Source organism: Bradyrhizobium vignae (genome assembly GCF_004114425.1).
GTDB classification, from domain to species: Bacteria; Pseudomonadota; Alphaproteobacteria; order Rhizobiales; family Xanthobacteraceae; genus Bradyrhizobium; species Bradyrhizobium vignae.
The window spans coordinates 177,892-195,137 of record NZ_RDQF01000008.1; the positions used below are offsets into that span (position 1 = coordinate 177,892).

A 17,246-nucleotide genomic window follows, 5' to 3' on the forward strand; every position below is an offset into this window, starting at 1 on the left:
TGCGATGAACCAGCGGAACCTACTCGAGGTCGACTGGAGCCAGATTCCGGCGCCCACCGATGACGGCGGTGCCGCGCATCTGACTGGCATGACGCTGCCCCCGATCGGCCTGCTCGCGACCGACGACCGGTCGGTGACGCTGTCGGCGCTGCGTGGCCGGACCGTGGTGTTCGCCTATCCGCGTACCGGCGAGCCCGGCAAGATCGCGCTGGTGGACGATTGGGATATGATTCCGGGAGCGCGCGGCTGCACGCCGCAGACTTGCGCGTTCCGCGATCTATTCGCCGAGCTGAAGGCCGCGGGCGCCGCCCATGTGTTTGGCCTCTCGACCCAGAGCAACGACTACCAGACCGAGATGGCCTCGCGCCTGCATCTGCCGTTCCCGGTGCTCTCGGACGAGAAGCTGGCGCTGACGCGCGCCTTGAATTTGCCGACCATGGAGGTCGCAGGCCTGACGTTGATCAAGCGCCTGGCGCTGATCATCGACGACGCCAGGATCACGCATGTGTTCTATCCGGTGTTCCCGCCCGACCGGAACGCCGGCGATGTGCTCGATTGGCTGAAGGCCAATCCGGCCAACGGATCGTCCGCAAAGGTCGGATGAGTTTTGGTTGAGCCGGCGCATGCCGAGGGCGCATCTCTCCGTTGGGGAGAGGTGAACCACGACCGGCAGGCCAGCATGAGGCCTAGTCGAGGTCGGCCTTGATCCTCGCGAACACGCTCCGGAACATGTCCGGCGTCAGCACGCCAGTGTTGGTGTTGTAGCGCGAGCAATGATAGCTGTCGTACAGCTTGAACGCGCCGGCCTGATGCACCGCGCCATGGCCGAAGGGGGCTTGCGAACCCTTCAGATTCAGCGGCTTGAGCACGCTGTCGTGCGCAATCCGCCCGAGCGCGACGATCGCGCGCAGGTTCGGCATCGTTGCCAGATTCGCCGCAAGAAACTGGCGGCAGGTGTTGATCTCGGACGGCAGCGGCTTGTTCTGCGGCGGCACGCAATGCACCGCGTTCGCGATCCGGCAGTCCACCAGCGTCAGGCCATCGTCGGGCCGCGCCTGATAGGTGCCCCTGGCAAAGCCGTATTCGACCAGCGTGGCGTAGAGCAGGTCGCCGGCATAATCGCCGGTGAACGGCCGTCCCGTGCGGTTGGCGCCCTGCATTCCCGGCGCGAGGCCCACGATCAAAAGGCGCGCCTTGATGTCGCCGAAGGGCGCAACCGGCGCATTGTGCCAGGATGGCTCACGCGCGCGGTTCGCCTCGCGAAAGGCGACCAGGCGCGGACAGAGCGGACAGTCACGGTCGGGGACGGTGAGAGGCTGGCGGTTTGACCGGGCCGCCTCACTCCTCGAAGTCGTCATCGCCCCTCGGCGCCATCGTCGTTGCGCGCTGGAGGAATTGCGGGGCGTGGTGGCGTTCGCCACGCTCGCCGCGGTCACGCGGGGCGGGGCGTTCGGACGGATCGCGGCCGAGTTTGGATTGCAGCTCGACGAGGTCGGTGAAGACGTCGGCCTGGCGGCGCAGCTCGTCGGCGATCATCGGCGGCTGGCTGGCGATGGTGGAGATCACCGTGACCCGTACGCCGCGGCGCTGCACCGCCTCGACCAGGGAGCGGAAGTCGCCGTCGCCCGAGAACAGCACCATCTGGTCGATGTGCTCGGCGAGCTCCATGGCGTCCACCGCGAGCTCGATGTCCATGTTGCCCTTCACCTTGCGGCGGCCGGAGGCGTCGATGAATTCCTTGGTCGCCTTGGTGACGACGGTGTAGCCGTTGTAGTCCAGCCAGTCGATCAACGGGCGGATCGAGGAGTATTCCTGGTCTTCGATGATGGCCGTGTAGTAGAACGCCCGCAACAATGTCCCGCGGCTCTGAAACTCCTTCAGCAGGCGCTTGTAGTCGATGTCGAAGCCCAGAGTTTTCGCCGTCGCGTACAGATTGGCCCCATCGATGAAGAGCGCGATCTTGTTGGTAGGAGAAGGTGACATTCAGTTGCTCGCGTAGTGTTCGAGATTGATCGTTTTTTGTTGGCGCGGGGACAGCAAGCCGCGCGGTTCTAAAGTGGCGCTGAGACCCGTCGAAACCGCAAATCCGGAGAAGTCGGGGCAATCAAGGTATAGTTATGGCGGACTCGCATACACTCGGGGCCGCCCCTGTTGGCAGCCCGGGGAAAACCACCCGTCCCAGCCCCAATGTGGGGTTAGCAGAGCCGTTTGGCGAGGCCAAATTACAAATTGGCCTTGCGAAACCGTCCCGGCCCCTATAACTAGCCCCAATCATCCACATCTTTTCGTCCCACCCACAACGGAGCGACAGTCCATGGCTCGCGTCACCGTAGAAGATTGTATCGACAAGGTCGACAACCGGTTTGACTTGGTCCTGCTGGCTGCCCACCGTGCCCGCATGATCTCGTCCGGGTCACAACTAACGGTTGACCGCGATAACGACAAGAACCCTGTTGTGTCCTTGCGCGAAATTGCCGAGACGACGATTTCGCCGGAGGACCTCCGCGAGGAGCTGGTGCACTCGCTCCAGAAGTTCGTCGAGGTGGATGAGCCCGAGCCGGATACCGTGCCGCTGATCGGTTCCGCAGGTGCCAGCGTCGATGCGGACGACACCGAGGTCGCCGTGGAGCGCATGACCGAGGAGGAGCTTCTGAAGGGCCTGGAAGGCCTCGCTCCGCCCGAGGAGCAGCCCGAGGAAGACGAGTAATTCCTCAGTCGCGATCATCGACTTCTTGTGATCTTATCAAAGGCCCGAACCGTCGTTCGGGCCTTTGCTTTTGTTGACCTTTTCGTGGTTACCATAGCGTTGCCGGTTGGCGCTGCGCCCGGTCAACGAATAGATCGGACACAAGCGCGATCGGGGCGAGGATGTATACAACGGGCCGGGTCAGGGCCCGTTTGAAGGCAGGACGGAATGGTATATCGGCGTCGCAGATCCACGCAGATGCAGGCTGCAACCGAATCGGTTGCCGTAGCCCCGACTGCGCCGGTCGCGCGCCCGGCCCGCCCCCGCGCGCGCATGATGCGTCAGTATGACCTCGTCGAACGGGTCAGATCCTACAATCCCAACACCAACGAAGACCTGCTGAATCGCGCCTATGTCTACGCCATGAAGGCGCATGGTTCGCAGACCCGTGCCTCGGGCGACCCCTATTTCTCGCATCCGCTCGAAGTGGCGGCGATTCTCACCGACCTGAAGCTCGACGACGCCACCATCGTGGCCGCGCTGCTCCACGATACGATCGAGGACACCGAGGCGACGCGGGCCGAGATCGACCAGATCTTCGGACCCGAAATCGGCGCGCTGGTCGAGGGCCTGACCAAGCTGAAGCGGCTCGAGCTGGTCTCGCGGGAGGCCAAGCAGGCCGAGAACCTGCGCAAATTGCTGCTGGCGATCGCCGATGATGTCCGCGTGCTTCTGGTCAAGCTCGCCGATCGCCTGCACAACATGCGCACGCTGGACTTCGTGCCGACGGAATCGCGCCGGCGCATCGCCGAGGAGACGCTCGACATCTACGCGCCGCTGGCGGGGCGCATGGGCATGCAGGAAATGCGCGAGGAGCTGGAGGATCTGTCCTTCCGCACCCTCGATCCCGAAGCCTATTCGGTCGTGATGCAGCGGCTCGACGCACTCGCCGAGCGCAACCGCAATCTGATCGGCGAGATCGAGGACCAGCTCTCCAACAATCTGCGCCACAGGGGCCTCGGGGCGCGGGTCTATGGCCGCCGCAAGAAGCCCTTCTCGATCTGGACCAAGATGGAGCGCAAATCGGTCGGTTTCGAGCAATTGTCCGACATCTTCGGCTTTCGCCTCGTCGTCAGCGACATCGAGGCCTGTTATCGCGCGCTCGGGATCGTCCACACCACCTGGCCGGTCGTGCCGGGACGCTTCAAGGACTACATCTCGACGCCGAAGCAGAACGACTACCGCTCGATCCACACCACGGTGATCGGCCCCGGTAACCAGCGCGTCGAGCTCCAGATCCGCACCGAGGCGATGGACCAGATCGCCGAGCGCGGCATTGCCGCGCACGTCTTCTACAAGGAAGGCGTGGGCTCGCCGACCGAATTCCTCAAGCGCGAGTCCAACGCGTTCGCCTGGCTGCGCCACACCATCGGAATTCTCTCCGAGAGCGCCAATCCCGAGGAATTCCTCGAGCACACCAAGCTCGAGCTGTTCCACGACCAGGTGTTCTGCTTCACCCCCAAGGGCAAGCTGATCGCGCTGCCGCGCCACGCCAACGTGATCGACTTCGCCTATGCGGTGCACACCGACGTCGGCAACAGCGCGGTCGGCTGCAAGATCAACGGCAAGTTCGCGCCACTGTCCTCGGAGCTCCAGAACGGCGATGAGGTCGAGGTGCTGACTTCGGAAGCGCAATCCGCGCCGCCGTCGGCCTGGGAAACGCTCGCCGTCACCGGCAAGGCGCGTGCCGCGATCCGCCGCGCCACGCGCACCGCGGTGCGCGATCAATATGTCGGCCTCGGCCGGCGCATCGTCGAGCGCCTGTTCGAGCGCGCCAAGATCGAATACGCCGACGACAAGCTCAAGGGCGCGCTGCCGCGGCTCGCGCGCACCTCGATCGAGGACGTCATGGCGGCGGTGGGCCGCGGCGAGATCAAGGCGTCCCACGTCGCGCGTGCGATGTACCCGGACTACAAGGAGGAGCGGATCGCGCGCTACGGCGGCAAGAAGGGGCTGGCCGCCAAGCTCAAGGAGAAATCCTTGGAACCGCGCAGCCCGGTTGCGATCCCGATCCGCGGCATCAATTCCGACCTTCCGGTGAAGTTCGCTCCGAACGGCGGCGCCGTGCCCGGGGATCGCATCGTCGGCATCGTCACGCCGGGCGAGGGCATCACGATCTATCCGATCCAGGCGCCGGCCCTGAAGGATTTCGAGGAGGAGCCGGAGCGCTGGCTCGACGTCCGCTGGGACATCGAGGATTCCGCGCCGCAGCGCTTCCCGGCCCGCATCAAGGTGGAGAACGTCAACGAACCCGGCGCATTGGCGCAGATCGCGACCGTGATCGCCGAGCACGACGGCAACATCGACAACATCAGCATGCAGCGCCGCTCGCCTGACTTCACGGAGACGACGATCGATCTCGAAGTCTACGACCTGAAGCACCTGAGCGCGATCCTGGCCCAGCTGCGCGCGAAGGCGGTCGTCGCCCGTGTCGAACGTGTTAATGGATGATGCTGGTCGTTGCCGGGCTTGACCCGGCAACCCATCTCTTCAAGAAGAGGGATACGCGGGCCTTCGCCGCGCCGAAGGGGCTTCGGCCCCGCAGGCGGGTCGAGCCCGCGCATGACGAGAGGGAAATGTCGCTTCGTGAGTTCTGAAATGCCCGCACCTCCGCTCCGCCTCGGCATCAATGTCGACCATGTCGCAACCCTGCGTAACGCGCGCGGCGGCCGCAATCCCGATCCGGTGCGTGCGGCGCTGCTCGCGATCGAGGCCGGCGCCGACGGCATTACCGCTCATCTGCGCGAAGATCGCCGGCATATCCGCGACGAGGACATGGCGCGGCTGAAGGCGGAGATCTCCAAGCCCCTCAATTTCGAGATGGCCGCGACTGACGACATGATGCGGATCTCGCTCGCCACCAAGCCGCACGCGGTGTGCCTCGTGCCGGAGCGGCGCCAGGAGGTGACGACCGAAGGTGGGTTGGATGCGGTCGGTCAGCACAACGCGCTCAGGCCCTATATCGCACGGCTGAACGATGCCGGCATCCGGGTCTCGCTGTTCATCGCCGCGGATCCCGCCCAGATCGAGATGGCGGCACGGCTGCGCGCGCCCGTGATCGAGATCCACACCGGCGCCTGGTGCGACGCCGTCGTCGACGGCCACACCGACAAGGCCGAGGCCGAATGGCAGCGGATCGTGGCCGGGGCAAGGCTCGCCAAGGATGCGGGGCTCGAGGTCCACGCCGGGCACGGGCTGGACTATGCGACGGCAGAGACGATCGCGGCCCTTCCTGAGATCATGGAGCTCAATATCGGCTACTACATGATCGGCGAAGCGCTGTTCGTGGGCCTGGCCGAGACCGTGCGCAGGATGCGCGCGGCGATGGACCGCGGCCGGAGCCGGGCATGATCATCGGCATCGGCTCCGACCTGATCGACATCACCCGCGTTGCCAAGGTGATCGAGCGCCATGGCGAGCGCTTCCTCGACCGGATCTTCACTGCGGCCGAGCGGGCCAAGGCGGAACGCCGCGCCAAGAATGACAAGATGGTGGTGGCGACCTACGCCAAACGCTTCGCCGCCAAGGAGGCCTGCTCCAAGGCGCTCGGCACTGGCATCAGGCGCGGGGTGTGGTGGCGCGACATGGGGGTGGTCAACCTGCCGGGCGGGCGGCCGACCATGCAACTGACCGGCGGCGCCTTGGCCCGGCTCCAGGCTCTGACGCCGGAGGGGTTCGAGGCGCGGATCGACGTTTCGATCACCGACGACTGGCCGCTGGCGCAGGCCTTTGTCATCATTTCCGCCGTCCCCCTGGCGAAGCTCTGACGCCCTCCGTTCAATTTTATAATTCGTACGTAAAATCAATGTCTTATTCAGTTTTGATGCGATCCTTGATTGCGTGGCCTCCGACAACAGTCTAAAAGTCCGCCAACGCAAATCAGCTTGGGCGGATTCGGCTTTACGCCGGAATTGGCCCTCACTATCAGAATCAGGACAATCTCCATGGGCCGCGAAGCAATGGGCTGTTCGCGCCAGGAGGGCGCTCTGTGACCGGCGGCCGGAATTGAGAGAGCAATGAGCGTGACTTCAGGAACGAAATCTGAGAGCGGCGTCGGTGAAACGATCCGGGTCGTCATTCACGCTCTCCTGATCGCGCTGGTGATCCGCACCTTCCTGTTTCAGCCCTTCAATATTCCCTCCGGCTCGATGAAGGCGACGTTGCTGGTCGGCGACTACCTGTTCGTCTCGAAATATTCCTACGGCTACAGCCACTATTCGATTCCGCTCTCGCCGCCGCTGTTCTCGGGGCGGATCTGGGGCTCGGATCCGAACCGCGGCGACATCGTCGTGTTTCGCCTTCCGAAGGACGATTCCACCGACTACATCAAGCGCGTGATCGGTCTTCCCGGCGACCGCATCCAGATGCGGGACGGGCTGCTCTACATCAACGACACGCCCGTCGAACGGCAGCGCATGAGCGAATATGTCGGCGAGGACCCCTGCGGCTCGGAAGGCGGCGGCATCTCCCGGGTGAAGCGCTGGAAGGAGACGCTGCCGAACGGCGTGTCCTACGAGACGCTGGACTGCGCCGACAACGGCTACATGGACAACACCAACGTCTACACGGTGCCGCCCGGTCACTTCTTCATGATGGGCGACAACCGCGACAACTCCACCGACAGCCGCTTCCTCGGCCAGGTCGGCTACGTGCCAAAGGAGAATTTGATCGGCCGCGCCCAGATGATCTTCTTCTCCATCGCTGAAGGCGAGCATGCCTGGACGTTCTGGCGCTGGCCGTGGGCGGTGCGCTGGAATCGCTTCTTCAAAATCGTCCGATGAAAGACGAAGCCAAGGACATCGCGACCCAGCCGATCGAGGCGCAAGCGGGCCCCGAAGGGGAAGCTGCGGCCAAAACGCCTGCAAACAAGACAACTGCGAAGAAGAAGCGGGCGCGGAGCAGCAAGGCCAAGGGCATGGATGCGAATGCGGCGCTCGAGGCGCGCATCGGCCACAGCTTCACGGACTCGAACCTCTTGATGCAGGCGATCACGCATGTCTCGGCATTGAAGTCCAGGCGCAAGCGCGGCGACAGCTATCAGCGGCTGGAATTCCTCGGCGATCACGTGCTCGGGCTCGTCGTCTCCGACATGCTCTATCATGCCTTCCCGAACGCCGATGAAGGTGAGCTGTCCAAGCGTCTTGCCGAGCTCGTGCGCAAGGAAAGCTGCGCCGACGTCGCCAAGTCGCTCGGTCTGCTCGACGACATCAAGCTGGGCTCGGTCGGTCCCAGCGCCGACGCGCGCCTGCGCAAGTCGGTGCTGGGCGACATTTGCGAGGCCGTGATCGGTGCCATCTACCTCGACGGCGGCCATGCGGCAGCAGCCGAATTCGTCAAGCGCAACTGGACCGAGCGGATGCACAAGCCGCGCCGTCCCTTGCGCGATCCCAAGACCGTGCTGCAGGAATGGGCGCAGGGCAAGGGGCTGCCGACCCCTGTTTACCGCGAGGTCGAGCGCACCGGCCCGCATCACGATCCGCAGTTCCGTGTCGCGGTCGATCTGCCGGGGCTGGCGCCGGCCGAGGGCATCGGCGGCAGCAAGCGCGCGGCCGAGAAGGTGGCAGCTTCAGTGATGATCGAACGCGAAGGCGTTGGCGGCGGCAATGACGGCTGAAGCAAGCGGCGAGGCGCCCACTCCGACGCGCTGCGGCTTCGTCGCACTGATCGGCGCACCGAACGTCGGCAAGTCCACGCTGGTCAACGCGCTGGTCGGGGCCAAGGTCACGATCGTCTCGCGCAAGGTGCAGACCACGCGCGCGTTGATCCGCGGCATCGTCATCGAGAACAACGCGCAAATCATCCTGGTCGACACGCCCGGCATCTTCTCACCGAAGCGCCGGCTCGACCGCGCGATGGTCTCGACCGCATGGAGCGGAGCGCATGACGCCGACCTCGTCTGCGTACTGCTGGACGCCAAAACCGGGATCGACGAGGAGGCCGAGGCGATCCTCGCCAAGGCAGCCAGCGTCAATCACGAGAAGATCCTGGTCATCAACAAGGTCGATCTCGTCCAGCGCGAGAAGCTGCTGGCGCTGGCCCAGGCCGCCAACGAGCGCATGAAGTTCGCGCGGACGTTCATGATCTCGGCGATCTCAGGCGACGGCGTCGACGACATCCGCAAGACGCTCGCGGACATGGTGCCGCCGGGCCCGTTCCTCTATCCCGAGGACCAGATGTCGGACGCACCGATGCGGCAGCTGGCGGCCGAGATCACGCGCGAGAAGATCTATCAAAAGCTGCATCAGGAGTTGCCTTACCAGTCCACGGTCGAGACCGACAAGTGGGAGGAGCGCAAGGACAAGTCGGTGCGCATCGAGCAGACGATCTTCGTCGAGCGCGAAAGCCAGCGCAAGATCGTGCTCGGCAAGGGCGGCGCCACCATCAAGTCGATCGGCGCGGATTCGCGGAAAGAGCTGATGCAGATCCTGGACGTGCCGGTGCATCTGTTCCTGTTCGTCAAGGTGCGCGAGAACTGGGGCGACGATCCAGATCGCTACCGCGAGATGGGCCTGGACTTCCCCAAGGAATAACCAAGACAAGATCGGTTTCCGATGAGCGTGCCCAGCAATGTCAGGCGCTTCGAAGCGCTGCTCTATGCGTCGTTGATGCTGGATGCCCTTTCGGTTGCCGTGCAGGACCGTACGCCGAATGCCGAGGTGACCGAGCAGATGATCATGACGGCGACGCTGCTCGCCGGCGGCATGATTCTGCTGCTGGTCCATTTCGTCTGGCTCGCGGCGCGCTGGCGCAAGAACTGGCCGCGCTGGGTGCTGGCGGCAGCGCTCGTGCTGTCGGTGATCTCGCTCGGACAGATCATCGGCGAGAAGGGCATGGAGCTCGACAGCGCCATCGAGATCGTCTCCTGCGCGCTGACGACCATGGGCCTGTACTTCTCCTTCACCGGCGACGCTCAGGGCTGGTTCAACGCGTGAAGCCCCGTGTCCCGGACAAGGTGCAGCGCGTCAGCGCTGCGCCGCAGAGCCGGGACACGGGGAGCGCGCGGAGAGATGGGCCCCGGCTCGGCAACACGTTGCTTGCGCGCCGCGTTTTGTCCGGGGCACGAGTGCGTGCGAGAGGCACCGGAATCCTGTAATATTCCCTCATGGAATGGACCGACGAAGGCATCGTGCTGGGGGTGCGGCGGCATGGCGAGTCTAGCGCCATCGTCGAGTTGTTGACGCGCGCGCACGGCCGGCATCTGGGCCTCGTGCGCGGCGGGGCCAGCTCGCGGATGCGGCCGCTGCTGCAACCCGGAAACAGCGTCAGTGCAGTGTGGCGGGCACGGCTCGACGAGCATCTCGGGACCTATACGATCGAGGGATTGAAGCTGCGCGCGGCGACGCTGCTGGCCTCGTCCCACGGCGTCTATGGCGTCACCCATCTCGCCTCGATCGCGCGGCTCTTGCCGGAGCGCGATCCGCACGAAGACATCTTTGCGCTGCTCGAACATTCGCTGGATGATTTCGACGATATCGGCAGCGCCGCCGTGCATTTGATCCATTTCGAGCTGGCGATGCTCGCCGAGCTGGGTTTCGGACTGGCGCTGGACAACTGCGCGGTGACCGGGGAGACCACGGACCTGATCTATGTCTCGCCGAAATCCGGCGGCGCGGTGTCGCGCGGCGCTGGCGAGCCGTGGCGCGATCGGCTGTTGCGTCTGCCGCCGTTCCTGCGGCATGGCGAGACCGCGAGCGATCTCACCGAGCAGGATCTCCAGGACGGCTTCCGGCTGACCGGCCTGTTCCTGCTGCGCCACGTGCTGGAGCCGCGCGGGCAGGGCCATTCCGATGCGCGGGCCGGCTTCATCAATGCCTTGATGCGACAGCAGGCGAGAGCGGCGATTTTCGCGCCATGAGTCATCGCGATTCTGCATTGCTGCTTTGCGGGCGGTCCTGCGGAACCAAATCGGACCAGTCGAGTTCGCTTTCAGGTTCCACACAGGGGGGACAGCCTAAATGTTGATCAGGGGCTTCGCCTTGTCCGCGGCGCTGCTTGCGTTTGCGCCCGATGCAGTTGCCGGCGAGCAGCAACCTGGCGTATTTCGCCGGGCGTCCTGCACGCTCGTCCGATATTATGTGGCGAAATATTCCGCTGCCGCCGCAGAGACATGGGCACGGTCCCATGGTGCGACTGAGGCCGAGATCGAGGCGGCCCGCCGCTGCTTGACCAATGCGCCGGCGCCTGCCCAAGCGCCGGGTCAAGCCAAGACCCAGACGTTCACGGCCGGCTGGGCGGGCCAGTAGGCCACCCACAGGGGACCACTCGATCCTTGCCCGATTCGCTCCCACGGTTTAACCGGGCGGCATGGGAAAACGAATCGTTCCGCCGGAAGAACCGGCCGAAATCCATGAGGTGCCGCTGCGTGATGCGCTCGAAGAGCGCTATCTCGCCTATGCGCTGTCGACCATCATGCACCGTGCGCTGCCGGACGCGCGCGATGGCCTGAAGCCGGTGCACCGGCGCATCCTCTACGGCATGCGGCTGCTCCGCCTCGACCCCGGTACGGGCTTCAAGAAGTCGGCAAAGATCGTCGGCGATGTGATGGGCTCGTTCCATCCGCACGGCGACCAGGCGATCTACGACGCCATGGTCCGTCTCGCGCAGGATTTCTCCTCGCGCTATCCGCTGGTCGACGGCCAGGGAAACTTCGGCAATATCGACGGCGATAATCCGGCCGCCTACCGCTACACCGAAGCGCGCATGACCGACGTCGCGCGGCTTCTGCTCGAAGGCATCGACGAGGACGGCGTTGAATTCCGCGCCAATTACGACGGCCAGTCGAAAGAGCCCGTCGTGCTGCCCGGCGGTTTTCCGAACCTGCTCGCCAACGGCGCGCAGGGCATCGCGGTCGGCATGGCGACCTCGATTCCGCCGCACAACGCCGCCGAGCTTTGCGATGCGGCGCTGCATCTGATCGAGAAGCCCGACGCGAAATCCAAGGCGTTGTTGAAGTGGGTCAAGGGCCCGGATTTCCCGACCGGCGGCATCTGCGTCGATTCCAAGCAGGCCATCGCCGAAGCCTACACGACCGGCCGCGGCTCGTTCCGTGTTCGCGCCAGGTGGCAGCAGGAAGAGGGCGCACGCGGTACCTGGGTCGTCGTCGTCACCGAGATTCCGTATCTGGTGCAGAAGTCGCGGATGGTCGAGAAGATCGCCGAGCTGCTCGACCAGAAGAAGTTGCCGTTGGTAGGCGAGGTCCGCGACGAATCTGCCGAGGACGTTCGCCTCGTCATCGAGCCGAAGTCGAAGAACGTCGACCCGGCGCTGATGATGGAATCGCTGTTCCGCCTGACCGAGCTCGAAAGCAAGATTCCGCTGAACCTCAACGTGCTGGTCAAGGGCCGCATCCCCAAGGTGGTCGGCCTTGCCGAAGCGTTGCGCGAATGGCTCGACCATCTGCGCGACGTGCTGATCCGGCGCAGCAACTACCGCAAGGCGCAGATCGAGCACCGATTGGAAGTGCTCGGTGGCTTCCTGATCGCCTATCTGAACATCGACAAGGTGATCAAGATCATCCGCACCGAGGATGAGCCGAAGCCCGAGCTGATGAAGGCGTTCAAGCTCACCGAGGTTCAGGCGGAAGCCATCCTCAACATGCGCCTGCGCTCCTTGCGCAAGCTCGAGGAGATGGAGATCCGCACCGAGGACAAGAACCTCCGCGCCGAGCTCAAGGGCATCAACGCGGTGCTCGCCTCCGAAGCCGAGCAGTGGAAGAAGGTCGGCGAGCAGGTCGGCAAGGTCCGCGACATGTTCGGACCGAAGACGCCGCTCGGCAAGCGCCGCACCACCTTTGCCGACGCGCCCGAGCACGACCTCGCCGCGATCGAGGAGGCCTTCGTCGAGCGTGAGCCGGTCACCGTCGTCGTCTCCGACAAGGGCTGGATCCGTACCATGAAGGGACATGTCGAGGATCTCTCGGGCCTCGCCTTCAAGCAGGACGACAAGCTCGGCTTCGCCTTCTTCGCCGAGACGACCTCGAAGCTCTTGCTGTTCGCCACCAACGGCAAGTTCTACTCGCTCGATGTCGCCAAGCTGCCGGGCGGGCGCGGTCACGGCGAGCCGATCCGCCTGTTCATCGACCTCGAGCAGGAGGCGGCACCCGTCGCGCTGTTCGTTCACAAGGGCGGGCGCAAGTTCCTGGTCGCGAGCCACGAGGGCCAGGGCTTCGTCGTCAACGAGGACGATTGCGTCGGCACCACCAAGAAGGGCAAGCAGGTCCTCAACGTCGACATGCCGAACGAGGCGCGCGCGATCACCGAAGTGGTCGGCGACACCGTCGCCGTCATCGGCGAGAACCGCAAGATGCTGGTCTTCCCGCTTGAGCAGGTGTCCGAGATGGCGCGCGGCCGCGGGACGCGGTTGCAGAAGTACAAGGACGGCGGCCTCTCCGACGTCGCTGTCTTCGACGCCAAGGCAGGCCTAACCTGGAAGGACTCCGCGGGCCGCGAATTCTCCGCGAGCATGAAGGAGCTTGCCGAGTGGCAGGGCAATCGCGGTGATGCCGGCCGCCTGCCGCCGAAGGGTTTCCCGAAGTCGAACAAGTTCGGCCGGGTAATCGGGTAGGGCGGCTCTCACCAACGGTGTCATGCCCCGGCTCGACCGGGCATCCAGTACGCCGCGGCTTCTCCGTATGCGTCGCTGTCGCTGGAATACTCGGTCGCCCGGTCGAGCCGGGCGACGACAGCGAGAGTGTGGCGCGCACCTGTCTCCACATCGTCATCGCGAGCGTATGGATTGCTTCGCTGCGCTCGCAATGACGAGAGGCGATGGCGCTGCTCTCCAACTGACATTGAGTACCCCGCAAACGCGTAGCAGATAGTCCCGAGTGCATACGTGCGGGCACGAACATTGCTTTTTCCTGGCGACTGCAAACGGCTGGTGAAAAGGCAAACACATCCCAATGTTCAAACTGAAGGCTTTCATTGCGGCGCTGTTCGGTCTCGCGCTGGCGGCTGCGCCCGCGCATGCGGTGGGCAATCTGGTCGCGGTGCTCGAGGCGGAAATCGTCACACTCGATCCGCATTTCTCCACGGCCTATATTTCGCGCACGTTCGGCTACATGGTGTTCGACACGCTGTTTGCGAAGGATTCCAAGGGCGACATCAAACCGCAGATGGTGCAGGACTGGAAAGTCTCGCCCGATGGCTTGACCTACACGTTCACGCTGCGCGACGGTTTGAAATGGCATGACGGCCAGCCGGTCACATCTGTCGATTGCGTGGCCTCGCTACGTCGCTGGGGCACCCGCAGCGCACTCGGCCGTCGCATTTTCGCGATCACGGCCTCGCTCGAGCCGACCGATGCGAAAACCTTCGTGCTGACGCTGAAGGAGCCGTCCGGGCTCGTCATCGACGCGCTCGGCAATCCGGTCAGCCCGGTCGCCTTCATGATGCCCGAGCGCATCGCGAAAACGCCTGGCGACCAGCGGATCACCGAGATCATCGGCTCCGGTCCGTTCGTCTACAGCAAGGCCGAGCACCGCACCGGCGACCGCATGATCCTGAAGAAATTCGCCGACTATGTGCCGCGTCCCGAACCCGCTGACTTCCTCGCCGGCGGCAAGCGCGTCAACATCGATACGCTGGAGATCCGCGTCATTCCCGATGGCGCGACGGCGGCCTCCGCGCTGCAGGCCGGCGAAGTCGATTTCATGCAATACGCGCCGTTCGATCTGTTGCCGCAGCTGGAGAAGAACTCGCGGGTCAAAGTGGTCAATTTCACCGGCGGCAACATGTTCGCGGGCGCCTATCGCCTCAATGCCGCATCGAAACCGTTCGACGATCCCGAGATCCGCCGCGTGCTGTGGAAGCTGGTGGACCAGCGCGAAGTGCTGGATGCACTCGGCTTGGACGCCAAATACGCCACGCCGTGCGCGACGTTCTTCACCTGCGGTACCACCTATGAAAACAAGGCCGGCACGGAAGCGGCGGCAAAGCCCTCGATCGAAGCGGCGAAGGCTGCGCTGAAGGCGACCAAATACGCCGGCGAGCCTGTGATCGTCATGGAGGCCAACGATCTCGAAGCCCCGCGCGTCTCGGCGCAGGTGCTGGCCGAGAGGTTGAAGGCTGCCGGGTTCAACGTCGATCTGCAGGTGATGGACTGGGCGAGCGTGCTGGCGCGCCGTGCCAAGAAGGAGGGCTGGAGCGTCTATGGCGTTCACGCCGGCGGCTTTGATCTGGGCTCGCCGCTGACCAACGTCATGGTCGCCTTCAACTGCGCCGATTTCACCGGCTGGCAGTGCGATGCGCGCATCACCCCTCTGATGGAAGCCTTCGCCAAGGCGCCGGCCGAGGCGGACCGCAAGAAGATCGCGGGCGAGATCCAGGCCGTCATGTACGATCAGGCGCCCGCAATTCCGTGGGGCCAGTTCGCTCAGCCGGCCGCCTATCGCGCGACTTTGCGCGGTCTGATACCGTCCGCCATCCCGGTGTTCTGGAACATTGAGAAATAACGCGATGTACGATGTCATTGTTGTCGGCGGCGGCTCCGCCGGTGCTGCTGTTGCGGCACGGCTCTCCGAGGATCCGGCACGGCGCGTCCTGCTGCTCGAAGCGGGGCGCGACTGGCGCGCTGATGATGCGCCCTGGGAGGTGAGGACGCCGAACCCGATCCCGATCATCCACAGGCGCGAATACCAGGAGAAATGGCAATGGCCCGATCTGCTGACGCGCCGTGTGGCTGGGCAGGAGCCGCGCTTCTATTGGCGGGGCAAGGGGTTGGGCGGCTCGTCGATGATGAACGGCCAGATTGCAATCCGCGGCGTTGCGGATGCCTTCGACGAATGGGCGGCCAATGGCTGCACCGGCTGGTCGGCCAGGGAGGTGATGCCGCTCTTCTCGGTGATCGAGGACGATCTGGAGTTCGGCGATGCCGACGGCCACGGACGCGGCGGGCCGTTGCCGGTCTACCGCGCGCCGCCGGAGACATGGGGCCCGATCGATCGCGGCCTGCGCGACGCGGCGCTGGCGAGCGGCTATCCCTGGTGCGCGGACCTCAACGGTCCTGATGGCGAGGGCGTCGCCTGCTATCCCATCAACAGCCGCGACAGTCGCCGCATCACCACCAATGAGGGCTATCTCGAGCCCGCGCGCGGTCGCGCCAATCTGGAGATCCGCGGGCACGCGCTGGTCGATCGCGTGCTGATCAGCGACGGAAGGGCAACCGGACTCCGCGTTCATATCGAGGGGCAGGGCACCCACGAGATCAGCGCGCGCCAGATCGTGCTGTGCGCCGGCGCCATTCACAGTCCTGCGATCCTGCTGCGCTCGGGCATCGGACCAGCGCAAGAGTTGAAGGCGATGGGGATTGCGGTCGCGCGCGACCTGCCGGTCGGCCGCCACTTCTTCGATCACCCGCTGTTTCGCGCCACGATCCAGCTGCGGGAGGAGCTTCGTCCCACCGATCCCGATACGCGCCACACCAATTGCTGCGTGACCTATTCCTCGGGCCTCGCCGATGGCGGCAAGCGCGACATGATCCTGATCGCGTTCAATCACCGTGGCATCGGTAACCCCGGGGCGATCGGCGCAGGGCTGTTCAACGCGTATTCGCGTGGGACGCTGAAGCTCGTCTCGACTGATCCTGCGATCGATCCTGTCGTCGAGGAGAACATGTTGGCTGATCCCCGCGACATGTTGCGGATGATGGATGCGGTGAAGCGCCTCGCCGTGATCACCTCGCAGCCGGCGCTCGTCAACATCGCCGATTGGATCCGGCTCGCCGACACGGACCTGACGCTGCCGAAGGCCGCCAGCCTGCCAGACCACGAACTCGACGCGGTGCTGCGGCGAGAGACCGGCGACATCCAGCACGCCGCCGGCAGCTGCCGCATGAGCGGCGTTGGCGATGCCGACGGCGTGGTCAATCCCGATGGCACCGTGAAAGGGATCAGCGGCCTGCGCGTCGCCGACGCCTCGATCATGCCGTCCGACTGCCGGGCCAACACCCATTTCACGACGGTGGTGATCGGGGAAGCGATCGCGCGAATGATGATGCGATAGCAGAATCGCGTGAGGCGCAAGCTATAGCACAACACCGTCATTGCGAGCGCAGCGAAGCAATCCAGAATCTTTTCGCGGAGGGATTCTGGATTGCTTCGTCGCAAGGGCTCCTCGCAATGACGGAGCAAGGGGCGAGGCCATCGCTCGCTACACTCTTCAAACAGCAGACAAACGTTCGCCTTCTCGCGGCGCAGCTCGCCCGAGTTTTGCTCCGTGTGCCGCCCTCGCAAAGACAAGGGCGCAGGGAAGGCCGGGCGCCGGCTGGCACCCGCAAGTCCGTGCGCTACGAAAAATGCACACGGGGTGGACCACAGGTGTTGCCGGATCGCCCGGCCTTCCCTGCGCGATTGGTTTTAACGGTGTCCTTCGTGCTCTTGTGTCCAGAAAATCTGCCAGAATGTGCGAACGGGCGGTTCTCGCAAAACCGCCCGTCGCTGGATCTGAGCCCGTTCGTGCTCAAAGGCCTTGAGCCTGTCGGGGAGCGAGGGACAGATCCGGTG

16 protein-coding genes are annotated in these 17,246 nt (G+C 64.6%); 14 read left to right on the forward strand and 2 right to left on the reverse strand.

Features of this window, described 5'->3' with window-relative positions; all coding sequences use genetic code 11:
* Positions 1-4: 4 nt before the first annotated feature.
* Positions 5-604: a peroxiredoxin gene (locus EAV90_RS09865; protein WP_122402906.1), complete on the forward strand. Its 600-nt coding sequence runs from the start codon at positions 5-7 to the stop codon at positions 602-604.
* An 82-nt stretch (positions 605-686) separates the two neighbouring features.
* Here the strand turns inward: EAV90_RS09865 and EAV90_RS09870 are convergent, their stop codons facing one another.
* The gene (locus EAV90_RS09870; protein WP_122402907.1) at positions 687-1,358 is read right to left on the reverse strand and encodes a uracil-DNA glycosylase; all 672 of its coding nucleotides are present in this window, start codon (positions 1,356-1,358) and stop codon (positions 687-689) included.
* Positions 1,339-1,983 (reverse strand): LabA-like NYN domain-containing protein, encoded by a 645-nt coding sequence (locus tag EAV90_RS09875; protein WP_027573659.1) that lies wholly within the window; start codon positions 1,981-1,983, stop codon positions 1,339-1,341. The genes EAV90_RS09870 and EAV90_RS09875 overlap by 20 nt, the downstream gene beginning before the upstream one ends.
* A gap of 331 nt (positions 1,984-2,314) precedes the next feature.
* On the opposite strand from EAV90_RS09875, the gene rpoZ reads away from it, so the two are divergent.
* The 13 genes from rpoZ (at position 2,315) to EAV90_RS09945 (ending at position 16,746) form a co-directional block, all read left to right on the forward strand.
* Positions 2,315-2,707 (forward strand): DNA-directed RNA polymerase subunit omega, encoded by a 393-nt coding sequence (rpoZ, locus tag EAV90_RS09880; protein WP_007603391.1) that lies wholly within the window; start codon positions 2,315-2,317, stop codon positions 2,705-2,707.
* A gap of 207 nt (positions 2,708-2,914) precedes the next feature.
* Positions 2,915-5,197: a RelA/SpoT family protein gene (locus EAV90_RS09885; protein WP_122402908.1), complete on the forward strand. Its 2,283-nt coding sequence runs from the start codon at positions 2,915-2,917 to the stop codon at positions 5,195-5,197.
* Positions 5,198-5,344: 147 nt separating this feature from the next.
* Positions 5,345-6,097 carry a pyridoxine 5'-phosphate synthase gene (locus EAV90_RS09895; protein WP_122402909.1) on the forward strand — a complete coding sequence of 251 codons (753 nt, stop codon included), beginning with the start codon at positions 5,345-5,347 and terminating at the stop codon, positions 6,095-6,097.
* Complete coding sequence (acpS, locus tag EAV90_RS09900) at positions 6,094-6,513, forward strand: holo-ACP synthase (protein ID WP_122402910.1); 420 nt, start codon at positions 6,094-6,096, stop codon at positions 6,511-6,513. The genes EAV90_RS09895 and acpS overlap by 4 nt, the downstream gene beginning before the upstream one ends.
* 249 nt (positions 6,514-6,762) lie before the next feature.
* The gene (gene lepB, locus EAV90_RS09905; protein ID WP_122402911.1) at positions 6,763-7,527 is read left to right on the forward strand and encodes a signal peptidase I; all 765 of its coding nucleotides are present in this window, start codon (positions 6,763-6,765) and stop codon (positions 7,525-7,527) included.
* Complete coding sequence (gene rnc / locus EAV90_RS09910) at positions 7,524-8,360, forward strand: ribonuclease III (RefSeq protein ID WP_122402912.1); 837 nt, start codon at positions 7,524-7,526, stop codon at positions 8,358-8,360. The genes lepB and rnc overlap by 4 nt, the downstream gene beginning before the upstream one ends.
* A complete protein-coding gene (gene era / locus EAV90_RS09915; protein WP_122402913.1) occupies positions 8,350-9,276 on the forward strand; it encodes a GTPase Era in 927 nt (308 codons plus the stop codon). Before rnc ends, era begins: the two co-directional genes overlap by 11 nt.
* A 21-nt stretch (positions 9,277-9,297) precedes the next feature.
* Positions 9,298-9,678 (forward strand): hypothetical protein, encoded by a 381-nt coding sequence (locus tag EAV90_RS09920; RefSeq protein WP_122402914.1) that lies wholly within the window; start codon positions 9,298-9,300, stop codon positions 9,676-9,678.
* A gap of 170 nt (positions 9,679-9,848) precedes the next feature.
* Positions 9,849-10,601: a DNA repair protein RecO gene (gene recO / locus EAV90_RS09925; protein WP_122402915.1), complete on the forward strand. Its 753-nt coding sequence runs from the start codon at positions 9,849-9,851 to the stop codon at positions 10,599-10,601.
* A gap of 100 nt (positions 10,602-10,701) precedes the next feature.
* Positions 10,702-10,989 (forward strand): hypothetical protein, encoded by a 288-nt coding sequence (locus tag EAV90_RS09930; protein WP_122402916.1) that lies wholly within the window; start codon positions 10,702-10,704, stop codon positions 10,987-10,989.
* A gap of 61 nt (positions 10,990-11,050) precedes the next feature.
* Positions 11,051-13,309: a DNA topoisomerase IV subunit A gene (gene parC / locus EAV90_RS09935; RefSeq protein WP_122402917.1), complete on the forward strand. Its 2,259-nt coding sequence runs from the start codon at positions 11,051-11,053 to the stop codon at positions 13,307-13,309.
* Positions 13,310-13,646: 337 nt separating this feature from the next.
* Positions 13,647-15,197, forward strand: coding sequence for an ABC transporter substrate-binding protein (locus EAV90_RS09940; RefSeq protein WP_122402918.1), 1,551 nt, complete (start codon positions 13,647-13,649; stop codon positions 15,195-15,197).
* Between the two features lie 4 nt (positions 15,198-15,201).
* Positions 15,202-16,746 carry a GMC family oxidoreductase gene (locus EAV90_RS09945; protein WP_122402919.1) on the forward strand — a complete coding sequence of 515 codons (1,545 nt, stop codon included), beginning with the start codon at positions 15,202-15,204 and terminating at the stop codon, positions 16,744-16,746.
* Positions 16,747-17,246: the final 500 nt, after the last annotated feature.